This is a genomic window from Cloacibacillus sp. (assembly GCF_020860125.1).
Lineage (GTDB): Bacteria > Synergistota > Synergistia > Synergistales > Synergistaceae > Cloacibacillus.
Map to the genome: position 1 here is coordinate 43,089 of NZ_JAJBUX010000040.1, position 12,516 is coordinate 55,604.

A 12,516-nucleotide genomic window follows, 5' to 3' on the forward strand; every position below is an offset into this window, starting at 1 on the left:
TGCCGCACCTACCGTTTTCCGAGGAGCCCGGTGGGTTTCCACATGAGGATGATTATCATTGCGATGAATGCCAGCGCGTCGCGCGGCAGAGGAATATTCGCGTAGCCGATGAGGAAGGTCTCGCCAAGACCGAGCAGCAGCGAGGCGAGCACCGCTCCGGGAACCGAGCCCATGCCTCCCACGACGATCAGCGCCAGCGTCTTGTAGGCGGGGACCTCGCCCATCATCGGATAGACCTGATTGTAATAGATGCCCATCAGGATACCGGCGATCGCCGCGATCGCCGAGCCGATAACGAAGGTCAGCGCCACCGTGCGCTGGGTGTTGACGCCGAGCGAGGCCGCCGTCTCCATATCCTGCGCGACCGCCCTCATGGCAAGTCCGAGCTCGGTCTTCGTCATCAGCAGCCATAACGCGATGAGGATTATCACCGTCAGACAGTAGACGGCCATGAGCGTGGAAGAGATGGTCACGCCGAAAATCACCGCGGAGGGGAAGGGCAGCGCGGCGGGAAAGGTGCGTACCTCGGGCCCCGCGACGAGGCGGCAGAACTCCTCGATCGCGATGAGCAGCGCGATGCTGCTTATCAGCGGCACATATGGCGGGTATTTCAGCAGTGGATAATAGATGTAACGCTCTATGAGCACTCCGAGGAGCGAGCAAAAAGCCATGCTCACAATCACCGCGATCAGCACGCTGCCCGTCGACAGGAAGATATAGAGCCCCATGTAGGCTCCGGCGGTGTAGACGGAGGCGTGCGCGACGTGGAGAATCTTCATGACCCCGTAGATGAGAGCGAGGCCAAGCGTTATGAGAGCATACATGGCACCGGCTCCCAAACCGTTCAGAAACTGTTCGATAAACAATTCTATATACAAAACATCCCCTCAATAAGGAGAATTAGGTGATGTACATATTTTAAGCCTCGTATTTATAAATGTCAACTGATAAAAGGTCTAATTAACTTAATTTTATAAAATATATAATAACGATTCTAAAATTTCCGAAATATATCCGATTGACGCCGTACGCCTTTTGCCGGCAGTCTATCAGCAGCTTCGCCCTAGGTATGACAGAAAGCCGCCGTCCACATACAATATTTGACCGTTTACAAAATCCGAGGCTTTGGAGGCCAGAAAGACGACCGGTCCGACCAAATCTTCCGCCGCGTCGCCCCAGCGTCCCGCGGGGGTCTGGGCGCGGATGAAACGGTCGAAGGGATTTATCGTACCGTCCGGCATCTTTTCTCGCAGCGACTCGTTCAGCGCGGTCGCCATGTAGCCGGGACCGATGCCGTTGCACTGGATGTTGCAGCCGCCATATTCCGCGGCGATATTTTTTGTGAGCATCTTCAGGCCGCCCTTCGCGGAGGCGTACGCCGCCGCGGTCTCCCTGCCGACTTCGCTCATGATGCCGCAGACATTGATTATCTTTCCGCCGCCCCTTTTGATCATTAGCGGGACAATGGACTTTGCGGCGATAAAGGGGCCTGTGAGGTCCGTATCGACTACCCTACGGAACTCTTCCGCGCTCATCTCCGTCATCGGCGTGCGGTTGATTATTCCGGCGTTATTGACAAGAATATCTATCGCGCCGTATTCGCCGCAAAGATTGGAAAAAAGCGCCGCGACAGCCTCTTCATCGGTGACGTCGCACGGATATCCCCGAGCCTCGACGCCCCTGCGCCGGTAGGCCGCCAGGCCTTCGGCGATGGACTTTTCGCTCCTCGCGTTAAAAAATACCGCCGCGCCCGCCTCGGCGAGCCCGCAGGCCATCGCGAAGCCGAGGCCGCGCGCTCCGCCCGTGACAAAGGCGTTTTTGCCCTCAAGTGAGAATAGCTTTCCGCCGTTCATCTTTCGCGCCTCCTTTAAAGGAAAAGTTACTGTCTCATGGCCTCTCGGCGAATATGGCGAAAGCCTCGTCGTATTTTGTTGGGATGATCTCGCAGACCTCGCATTCCGTTACGCCGTTTGTTCTGAAGGGGTCCTCCGCGAGTATGGCATCCAGCTCGGCTCTCTCATCTACGCTGAAAAGTATCGCGCCGCCGGTGCGCGGATTCCGGCGTCCGGAGAAGATGATCTTCTTATGCGCGTAATACCTGTCGAGAAAGGCGGAGTGCGCCGGCAGCCAGCGGTCTACCTCTTCGATATCTTTGACATATTTTGTGATGACCATGAACATGGCGAATACCCTCCTTCACGATGTATCACTTGGATATTATTTTTTGATCGCCAGAAACAGACTCGAATCGTCCACCTCAAATATTTGCCACTCGTATCCCGCCGCGCGTCCGATCATTTCAAGTCTTTCGCGCCGGTGGGTCGTCGCGCGGAAGCCGTCTTTGCAGACGATGACGCCCTCTTTCGTCTTTTCCATATCCAGTTCGCCGAGCAGACCCTTGGCGGCCTGCTCCCTGAACCACGCCAGCCTGCCTTCCCAGAATTTTGGATGGTAGGTGCTGAAAAGGGCGGTTCCGCCATTTTTCAGGGATTTCAGCGTCTTTATGACGAAAGCCTCCGGGTCGTCGGCCTTTACGGAGGACAGCCCGTTCTGCAGACATAATATGGCGTCGAAACGCTCCGGCATATCAAGGCGGTGCGCGTCCATAACCAGAAGTTCGGCGTTCTTTACATCTTTGAGATAGTTTTTTCCGTAGGCGACGTTTTTCTCCGAAATATCGATGCCGGTCACGCTTTTGACGCCGGGCGCGATCTCCCTCATGATCCGGCCATATCCGGCGGCGATTTCAAGGACGCAGTCACTCTTTTTCAGACGGTTGTGCACGAAGCCTATCTCTCTTTCCAGATATTCGGCGACCCGCGGCAGCTCCGTCTCGTATACCTGACGCAGCCGCTCCGAATGCAGGTTTTCCGCGTAATAATTTCTATTCGCCACGCTGTCACATCACCTCTCAAAAGCTATTTTCTCATCGTCTACGGCTGTCCGCCGCGGCTTCGCCGTAACGGGCGCGATATAAGGAGGGGCTGGGCTCCGCTATGTGAGCCCGGCCCCCGCCGATGTATCTCAGTGTTTTGTCACAAGCTCCGTAAGAAACGCTTCGTCCGCGAGATAGGGCAGAGTGATATGCTGTCCCGTGCGGCTGCCGTTGAAGGAGGCCGAGACCTCAAGCGCGCCGTCGTTCCTCGCCCAGGCGCGTCTGGCGACGCCGCTCATCACGTCCCAGTTCATCGCGCTCTTTATCGTTTCGTCGACACGGTAGGAGCCGTCGAGCACGAGGCCGAAGCCGCCGTTGATCGCCCTTCCTATTCCCACTCCGCCGCCGTTGTGGAGCGCGACGAGGCTCATGCCGCGCGCGGCGTTGCCGGCGTAGCAGAGCGTCGCCATGTCGGCCATAATGTTGCTGCCGTCTTTGATGTTCGCCGTCTCCCGGTAGGGGGAGTCGGTGCCCGATACGTCGTGGTGGTCGCGTCCGAGCATTACGGGGCCGATCTCGCCGTTTCTCACCATCTCGTTGAATTTAAGGGCGATACGGATGCGCCCTTCGGCGTCCTGATAGAGGATGCGGCACTGGGTGCCGACGACGAGTTTGTTTTTCTCCGCGTCGCGTATCCAGGTCCAGTTGTCGCGGTCCTGGAAACGCCTGTCGGGATCGATGCAGTCCATCGCCGCCATGTCGGTCTTGTGCAGATCCTGCGGATCTCTCGAGAGACAGCACCAGCGGAATGGGCCGTAGCCGTAGTCGAAGAGGAGCGGTCCCATGATGTCTTCGACGTAGCTCGGGAAGATGAAGCCGTCGTGCGTGTCCTTGCCGTTCTTCGCCACCTCCGTAACTCCCGCGTCGTAGATGGCGCGCAGGAAGGAGTTGCCGTAGTCGAAGAAATAGCTGCCGCGGTCGACGAGGATCTTTATCAGCTCAAAATGTTTGCGGAGCGAGCTGTCGACGAGCCCTCTGTATTTTTCCGGCTCCTCTTTCAGCAGCCTGGTATGCTCTTCAAAGGTTACGCCGCAGGGGCAGTATCCGCCGTCATAGGCGGCGTGGCAGCTGGTCTGGTCCGAGAGCAGGTCGATGGTGATATCGTGGTCGACGGCGTACTGGAGGAGATCGACGATATTGCCGTGGAAGGCGATCGAATCGACCTCGCCGCTGTCCATCTCATCTTTAGCCATTTTGAAGGCCTCTTCCGGGGTTTTGGCGATCTTTCTCACCCAGCCCTGTTCGTGGCGCGTCTCTATCCGCGACCAGTCCACCTCGGCGGTGATCGAGACACAGCCGGCAATGTCCGCCGCCTTCGGCTGCGCGCCGCTCATGCCGCCGAGCCCCGAGGTGACGTAGAGACGTCCCTTCAGGCCGTCGCCGCCCTCGCCGAACTTGATGCGTCCCGCGTTGAGGATGGTGTTATAGGTGCCGTGGACGATGCCCTGCGGCCCGATGTACATCCAGCCGCCCGCGGTCATCTGCCCGTAGTTGGAGACGCCGAGCTGCATCGCGCGGTGCCACTCCTCCTGGTTGTCGAAGATGCCGACCATCAGGCCGTTGGTGAGCATCACGCGCGGCGCGGTGGGGGAGGATTTAAAGAGGCCGAGCGGGTGTCCCGACTCAAGGACGAGGGTCTGGTCCGGCGTCAGGATCTCAAGGTACTTCTTTATCAGAAGATACTGCATCCAGTTCTGGCAGACCTGCCCGGTCTCGCCGTAGGTGACAAGCTCGTAGGGATAGAGGGCGACGTCGAAGTCGAGGTTGTTGTCGATCATCACCTGAAAGGCCTTGCCCTCGATGCAGCCGCTCTTGTATTCGCCGATGGGTTTGCCGCAGAGCTTTCCCTCCGGACGGAAACGGTAGCCGTAGATACGTCCGCGCGTGCGCAACTCCTCGAGAAATTCGGGGGCGATCTCCGCGTGATACTCTTCGGGGATATAGCACAGGGCGTTTTTCAGCGCAAGCACCGTCTCTTTTTCGTTCAGCGTGTAGACGCGGTTCGGCGCGCGGCGGTACTGCGGGTCAAACTCCTTTTTGGTCGGCAGTCCGTTGGGAAATTCCAGCCTGACCTTCATTGCGTTTTCGAGCGATCTGTTGTCCATCATCTCTGTCTCCTCCTGTTATTCCTCCGCGGCGGATGCGCGGAAGATTTTTGTTTTATTTTTTGTTGTTTATAATCTAGCCCCCGCGTATAAAATTTGTGTAAAATAAAGGGGTGGATTTTATCCCTTTATTTTTTACGCGAAACGGGTTTTCGGCGTTTTTGACAAAATTTTTATATTCATTTGACGGCGGAAAATAAAAATTTAAGCATAAGCTAATTTAGGACGGAGGAAGGAACGGTTGAGTTTAAAGCTGCATCTTCTCGGCGAGGCCTATATAGAACAGGATGGCGGACGGATGGCCATGCCCTTTAAAAAGGCGGAGGCCATTCTCTTCTATCTGGCCCTTGAGGGGCGATGTCCCAAAGAGCGAGTGAAGTGCCTCTTCTGGGGAGACCGCGACGAGCGGCAGGCCTCGGGGAGTCTGCGCAACGCCCTCTATCTGCTGCGGAAGGCTCTGCCTCATAGCTTTGTATCCGAGCGCGGCTATCTCAGCCTGACGGACTTCGTCACCGATCTGGAGGAGCTGGATATCTCAAGCGCCGCCGCCGCGATACCGCCCGCGCTCTTTGAGGAGCCTCTCTGCGGCTTTGAATCGGTTGATTCGCCTGATTTCAGCGACTGGCTTGACGGCGCGCGCCGGAGGATACGCGACGAGTCCGTTCTCCTTCTGCGGAAAAGATTGTCCTCTCTTGAGGGCGAAGAGACGGAGGATAGCCGTATGGAGCTCCTTTCGGCGCTGCTCCGTCTTGACCCCTACGACGAGGAGAGCATGGCCGGAATGATGGAGCTCTATATAAGGCGGGGAGCGGCGGTCAAGGCCCTCTCCCTCTGCAGGGCCTTCTGCGAGAGATTGGACGGTGAGCTGGGCGTGAAACCTGGGCCGCGGCTGCGGCGTTTGGCGCGGGAGCTTGCCGAGGAGACGCCGCGCGCAGATGGACGCGGCGGGCAGTATTTCTGCTGTCGTGAGAGAGAGGTACGGAAGATAATCGACCTTCTCAGCGCCGCGGGAGGGCGTACGACGCTCTTTTTCATCCACGGCGAGGCGGGAGTGGGGAAGACCGCGCTCGTCAATTACGTCACGGAGCTTCTTGCCGGGGAGAGGGGCGAGCTCTTTACAGCCTGCCCGATGTCCGTCGGCGAGAAATTCCCCTATTCCTCGTGGAACAACATCGCCGTGCGCCTCGTCGAACGCCTGCGGGAGGAAAACCTGACGGTCGAGACGGCCGCCTTGTCCCTTCTATCGCGCCACTTTTACGGCATCTCCGACGAAGAGAGCCGCGGCACGCCGCTCATTCAGGAGTGGGACGTCTTCGCGGTGGGAAAGGTGCTTGCCGGTCTCGCGGCGCGTCTTTACAGGGGAAAGCCGCTCTTCTTTATCTTTGAGGATATGCACTGGTTTGACGAGCAGTCGCTCAGCCTGCTGCGCGTATTTCTCCCGGAGCTCCGCGTACCGGCGGCGGTCTTTATGACGAGCCGTCCCGAGAGCTCCGAACGGATGATCAAGATGATCTATAACATTAAGTCGGTTCCCGTGGGGGATTTTCTGCATATGCGCCTGCAGCCGTTCAACGGCGATGAGGTGCTGCGCTTCTGCCGAACCTTCCTCTCCGAGGAAGTTGTAAATACCAGAGGCGCGGATTACTTCATGCGCGAGAGCGAGGGGATGCCGCTGCTCCTCGCGGAAATGGTGCGGATGCTGCGCGACAACAGCGGCGCCGAGTGCCGCGACGGCCTGCGCGGGCTGATCATGAGCCGGATGGACGAACTCGAGCCGCTCCAGCGCGAAATGCTTTCGGCGCTCTCGGTCTTCGGCGCTCCCGCCGCGATAGAGGATATCGCCATGCTTCTTGAGGCGGAGATGGAGCAGATAAGCTCCGCGGCGGAGGAGCTGCTGCGCCGCGGCTTGATCTGCGAGGTGAAGGAGAACGACGACTACGGCGTTGACTTTCTCCATGTCAACGTGCGCGAGTGCGTCTACAATGCCATTCCCGGTTTTAAGAGAAAGCAGCTGCACCGACGTATCGCCGGTATCCTGAAGCGCCACTATTCGCCGCATATATGGAGCCCGGCGCTCTCCGTGATGCTGTGCCACCACCACAGCATGGCCGGTGAAAAGAAGGCGGTGCTCGAGCAGCATTTGCAGGAGATGAGCTTTCATATAAATCTTAATCATATTCTCTTTCCGATGATACGGGACGCCGTCCTGCTCAAATGTTCGCTTCCCTTCAGCGACAGGGAGGAGACGGAGGCGAAGTTCCGCCGCATAGGCGAGATACTGCAGAGTTGCGGCGTGGAGGAGATATCGGATGAATCGGAGCTGCGCCGCCTGGAGGCCTCCTATCTCGAAATGTACGGCGGCTATAAGATCAACTGGGGCGAATACGAACAGGGGCGGCGCCTGACGGACTCCGCGCTGGAGATCGCCGGCGCGGACGGCTTTGACGAGATCGCCATGCACTGCCTGGAAGATATCGCGCACCACTATCTGCAGACCGACAGGAGCAGGGAGCTCTCGGAAACGGGAGAGAGGATACTTGCCCTTGCGCGGCGGCTGCAAAAGGAGAACCATGTCGGCCTCGCCCTGCGGCTGATCGGCATGGCCAGCCTTATCGATGGGAACTACGAGAGGGCGGAGGAGATATTCCGCGAATCCATAGCGGTATTCGAGGGGTTGGAGCTTACCGGAAAGTTTTACACTCTGAGCCTGCTCGCGCCTCACTGCTATATCGGCGAGATGCGCCAGTGGCGCGGGGAGAGCGCCTACGCGATGGCGCAGTTTGAATACTGTATCGAACGCTGCCGCGGGGCGAAGCTCTTCTGGGGCCGCAGCCATTTCTGCGCCCACGCGGCGGATACGGCCATTGACCTTGGCGACTGGCAGCTCGCCGCCCGCCATATAGACGACGGCGTCTCCCTCTTTGAGAGCTCGCGGGGCGGCCACTGCAGCTCGCTTCTCTACAGCCTCAAAGCGATCTGCGACGCGCGGCGAGGAGATTTTGACGAGGCGGCGGCCTCTCTGAAAAAGGCCGATTTTCTCTCCGCGATCGGCAAAAAGAGCTGGTGCGCCGCGCAGTATATGGCAAAGGGCTGGGTAGGCAGGCTCGCGGCGTTGTCATCCGCCGCGGTGAACGGCTGCCTTGACCGGCCGTGGGAAGACTACGCCCGCGCGGCAGTCAAACTCTACGGCGGCTTTGGCGCGGAGTTCCGCGCGGAGCGTATCAGAAAAGAGTTCGGGCTTTAGGGATGGGGGTACCACCCGTTTAGCGGGACTAAACTACCTCTTCGCGAGCCACTCGGCGGCGCAGTTGGCGAGGATGGCGCTGCCCTTCCAGAAAACGGACTCGTCCAGAATCATCGTTGGATTGTGCAGCGGCGCCGCGCTCCTCTTACCCGCGCCGAGCCAGAGGAACATCGAAGGTATACGCTGCGAGATATAGCCGAAATCCTCGGTGCCGGCCATCGGTTTGCTCTCCTCGCGGACGTTTTCAGCGCCCGCGGCCTCGTTTATAAAGGGCAGCAGTTCGCCGCACAGCTCCGGTGAGTTATAAGTCAGCGGACAATAGAAGATATTCATTTCGTAATCTCCCCGCCAGGCCTTGACGATGTGTTCTATCATCTCGGGAATGCGCTTGGCCAGATGGTCGCGTATCTCCATATTGAAGGTGCGCACGCCGATCTGCATCTCCGCGCCGTCGGGAATGATATTCGCCGCGCTTCCGCCCGCCAGTCTGCCGATGGTCAGCGCGACGGTCTCGCGCGGGTCTGTCTCGCGTCCGGGAAGAAGATTCAGCGCCGTATAGAGCTGGTTCGCGATCATCACGGGGTCTACCGTCAGGTGCGGCGCGGAGCTGTGACCTCCCTGTCCCCTGATCTTCACGATAAAGGTGTCGTAGGAGGACGAGGCGGCGCCCTTTACATAGCCGACGGTGCCCGCCTCCGCGTCGGACATCACATGCAGCGCGAGCGCGGCGTCGGGGTTGGGTCCCTCCAGCAGGCCGTCGTTTATCATCAGCCGCGAGCCGCAGCCGAACTCCTCGCCGGGCTGGAACATCAGCTTGACCGTCCCTTTGAGCGAGGCTTCGTTCTCCTTCAATATCCGCGCCGCGCCGAGCAGCATTGCGCTGTGCGAGTCGTGGCCGCAGGTGTGGGCTAAGCCGTTGACGGAGGCGAAATCCAGGCCGCTCTTTTCCTCCATTGGCAGGGCGTCCATGTCCGCCCTCAGCAGGATGCAGGGGGCGCCGTTGCCGATCGTCGCCGTCACCCCGGTGCAGCCGTCGATGCCGCCGAATCCAGCCGCGGCGAAGTTTTCCCTAGTCTCGTGGTCGAGAACGCCGCAGTCTCGGTATTCGACGCCCATTTCGTCAAGACGCCTTTTGATATAGGCCGCCGTCTTTGGCAGATAGAAGCCGATCTCCGGCTCTTTGTGTATCGCCCGCCTGTCGGCGGCGATAACCTCTTCGATCTCATGCGCGCGTTCGATTATATTTTTCATTAAAATGGCCCCAATCCTATATAGTTTGCGGTGAGTATTAAAACGAATCCTGCCGTTATGAGCGCGGCGAATATCTTCCAGGAAAAGCGGAGCCAGTCGGCGTATTCGATGCCGCAGACGGAGAGCGCGACGAGCGCGCCGCAGGGCCAAAGGTAATTCGTGAAGCCGTCGCCGTACTGGAAGGAGAGCACCATCACCTGCTGGTTGATGCCGAGCAGCTTACCCAGCGGGCTGAGGATCGGCATCATCATCACCGCCTTGCCGCTTCCCGAGACGATGAAAAAGTTAAATCCCGTCACCGCGAAGTATATCAGAAGCAGTGTCGTCACGGGGCTTTTGCCCGCGAGAGAGGAACCGGCGGCGTTGACCACCGTGTCGATGATCTTTGCCTGGTTCATGAGGATCATCACCGCCCGCGCGAGGCCGATCGCCAGCGCCGCGGGCAGCATTCTCTGCACGCCGAAGATGATCTCTCCCATCGCCCCGCTTGGGGAGATACGGAAAATGATTATCAGCAGCGCCGCGTACATCAGGTATATCGCCGCTATCTGCGGCAGATGCCAGCCCCACTTGAGCGCGCCGAGCCCCTGGAAGACGAAGAGAAGGAAGAGTCCCAGCAGCGCGAGCCTGTGGCGGGCGCCGAGCTGGACATGCTCGCCGGCCGCCGCCTTGCAGTCCTGTGTCATATATTCATCTTTGAGGACGCTCTTCGCTGGATCTTTCCTTATCTCATGGCAGTAGTGGAGGAGATAGGCGAGGGTAATGAGGTAAAAGACGGCCAGCGCGCAGAGACGAAATTCGATGCCGGAGAAGAGGGGCAGACCGACGATTATCTGCGTGATGCCGGTCGTGAAGAGATTTATCAGGCCGGAGGAAAAACCGACGCACATGCCGAGAATCGCCGTGGCCGCGCCCGCCATGCGGTCGTAGCCGAGGGCCATCACCACCGAGATAGCGAGCGGAAAGAAGGGCATGCCGCCCTCGCCGAAGCCGATGGCTCCCATCACGGTGAAGATCGTCATCAGCACGACGATCACCGCGAGCTCTTTACCGGCGGAGATCTCCAGTATCTTATGGATGCCCGCCGCGATCGTCCCGGTACTCTCGATCAGCGCGATCACGCCCGCGATCAGCAGCAGCGAGATGACGATGTCTCCCGACTGGACGATGCCGTCGTGGATGGATTGGAAAAAGGCCAGCGGCGTGATATGGCCGCTCTTTTCAATGTAGTGGAAATCCGAGGGATCAACGATCATCTGCTTTGTCACTGGGTCCTGCACGCGGCCGAACTCACCGCTGGGGACGATCCACGAGAGCAGTACGACGATGAGCATGATGATGATAAAGATGATATAGACGTGAGGCAGTTTGAATGGTTTACGGGCGTTTTCCATATTTTGCATCTTCCTCTCTTCCATATCAGAGGGCGAAAGGTCCCTGTACGGCGCAGCGCGCCGCGTCAAAACACTTTTCCGCAAACCTCTCGCTTTTCAGTGAGCACAGCAGCAACAGCGGCCGGAGGCCGATATCTCTCATTATATATTCCTCCTTTTTGTAACGTTGTGTTTTAACTATACAGGAGTTTTTGGAATTTTCAAAGATTATATCTTCTAATAATTAAGGATTTTGTAGGGTAAATGGATAATTGTTTTATAAAATATAGTATGTTTTTCGCCGTTTTTGACTTAAGGCGAAACAAAAGAGGCAGGCGGCCCCGCATTTCGCGGAGACCGCCTGCCTCTTGAGGAAGGATCTGTTTTTTATTTCATAAGGCGGGCGCGTCTGCCTGCTTCGAGAGCGGCGAGCGCGGCCTGCGGATCTTTCATCTTGCTGAGGAAGATCATCGCGGCGATGATGTAGGGTTTGAAGCTGGCCTCTTTATAGAGCGGCACGCGGTAACGGTCAAATACCGAGCCTGCCACTTCGCCCTCTTTGCAGCTTACGCCGGTGATGTCGGCGGGCAGGCAGTGGAGGTAGAGCGCCTTGCCGTTCCTGGTCTTCTTCATCATCTCTTCGGTGCATTCCCAGTCCTTATGGTTCGCGTTCTGCGTGAGGAGCTCTTTTTCGAGAGTCTTGATGCCGTCGAAATCCCCCGCTCCGTAGAGGTTGGTGCGCTTCTCCATCGCCTTGAAGGGCGCCCAGCTCTTGGGATAGACGATGTCCGCGCCTTCAAAGGCCTCGGCCATGTTGTTGGTCTTGCGGAACGAACCGCCGGAGGCCGCGGCGTTTTTCTTCGCCACCTCTTCGACATCCTCCATCACTTCGTATCCCTCGGGATGGGCGAGAACAACCTCCATGCCGAAGCGCGTCATCAGGCCGATGACTCCCTGGGGCACTGAGAGCGGCTTGCCGTATGACGGCGAATAGGCCCAGGTCATCGCGACCTTCTTGCCCTTAAGGTTCTCTACGCCGCCCATTTCGTGGATGACGTGGAGCGTGTCGGCCATCGTCTGTGTCGGATGGTCGATGTCGCACTGCAGGTTGACGAGCGTCGGGCGCTGTTCAAGGATACCGTCCTCGAAGCCCTCTTTGACGGCGTTGACGATCTGGTGCATGTAGGCGTTGCCCTTGTCGATGTACATATCGTCGCGGATGCCGATGACGTCGGCCATGAAGGAGATCATGTTCGCCGTTTCGCGGACCATCTCACCGTGCACCACCTGTGATTTTCCTTCGTCGAGATCCTGCACCTTGAGACCGAGGAGGTTGGAGGCCGAGGCGAAGGAGAAACGGGTGCGCGTCGAGTTGTCGCGGAAGAGCGAAATAGCGAGGCCGCTGTCGAATATGCGTGACGAGACGTTATTCTCGCGGAGCGTGCGCAGCGCGTCGGCCACCGTGAAGACCGCGTCGAGTTCGTCGCGCGTCTTTTCCCAGGTGAGGAAGAAGTCGTTATTGTACATATCGCCAAAATTCAGATTGTTCAGTGCGCCGATGTATTTTTCCATAAGTGACATTTTATTATCCTCCTAATTTTATATAGA

The 12,516-nt window shown here is 58.1% G+C and carries 9 protein-coding genes; 1 reads left to right on the top strand and 8 read right to left on the bottom strand.

Annotated elements, in window-relative coordinates; genetic code table 11:
* Positions 1–8: 8 nt before the first annotated feature.
* From LIO98_RS05255 to LIO98_RS05275, 5 genes are all read right to left on the bottom strand, one after another.
* A complete protein-coding gene (locus LIO98_RS05255) occupies positions 9–878 on the bottom strand; it encodes a branched-chain amino acid ABC transporter permease (RefSeq protein ID WP_363303991.1) in 870 nt (289 codons plus the stop codon).
* Between the two features lie 171 nt (positions 879–1,049).
* Positions 1,050–1,853 carry a gluconate 5-dehydrogenase gene (locus tag LIO98_RS05260; RefSeq protein WP_291953823.1) on the bottom strand — a complete coding sequence of 268 codons (804 nt, stop codon included), beginning with the start codon at positions 1,851–1,853 and terminating at the stop codon, positions 1,050–1,052.
* A 34-nt stretch (positions 1,854–1,887) separates the two neighbouring features.
* Complete coding sequence (locus LIO98_RS05265; protein ID WP_291953825.1) at positions 1,888–2,181, bottom strand: YciI family protein; 294 nt, start codon at positions 2,179–2,181, stop codon at positions 1,888–1,890.
* A gap of 36 nt (positions 2,182–2,217) precedes the next feature.
* Positions 2,218–2,895, bottom strand: a complete 678-nt coding sequence (locus tag LIO98_RS05270) for a class I SAM-dependent methyltransferase (protein WP_291953827.1) — start codon at positions 2,893–2,895, stop codon at positions 2,218–2,220.
* Between the two features lie 129 nt (positions 2,896–3,024).
* On the bottom strand, positions 3,025–5,043 hold the full coding sequence (locus LIO98_RS05275) for a urocanate hydratase (RefSeq protein ID WP_291953829.1): 2,019 nt from the start codon (positions 5,041–5,043) through the stop codon (positions 3,025–3,027).
* Between the two features lie 238 nt (positions 5,044–5,281).
* Here LIO98_RS05275 and LIO98_RS05280 point away from each other — a divergent pair, with 238 nt between their 5' ends.
* Positions 5,282–8,284, top strand: a complete 3,003-nt coding sequence (locus LIO98_RS05280; protein WP_291953831.1) for an AAA family ATPase — start codon at positions 5,282–5,284, stop codon at positions 8,282–8,284.
* A 33-nt stretch (positions 8,285–8,317) separates the two neighbouring features.
* Here LIO98_RS05280 and LIO98_RS05285 read toward each other — a convergent pair whose 3' ends face one another.
* The 3 genes from LIO98_RS05285 to ygeW form a co-directional block, all read right to left on the bottom strand.
* Positions 8,318–9,535, bottom strand: a complete 1,218-nt coding sequence (locus LIO98_RS05285) for a M20 family metallopeptidase (RefSeq protein WP_291953833.1) — start codon at positions 9,533–9,535, stop codon at positions 8,318–8,320.
* Complete coding sequence (locus LIO98_RS05290) at positions 9,535–10,929, bottom strand: TIGR00366 family protein (RefSeq protein WP_291953835.1); 1,395 nt, start codon at positions 10,927–10,929, stop codon at positions 9,535–9,537. The genes LIO98_RS05285 and LIO98_RS05290 overlap by 1 nt, the downstream gene beginning before the upstream one ends.
* Before the next feature lie 366 nt (positions 10,930–11,295).
* On the bottom strand, positions 11,296–12,489 hold the full coding sequence (gene ygeW / locus LIO98_RS05295; protein WP_291953837.1) for a knotted carbamoyltransferase YgeW: 1,194 nt from the start codon (positions 12,487–12,489) through the stop codon (positions 11,296–11,298).
* Positions 12,490–12,516 lie beyond the last annotated feature (27 nt).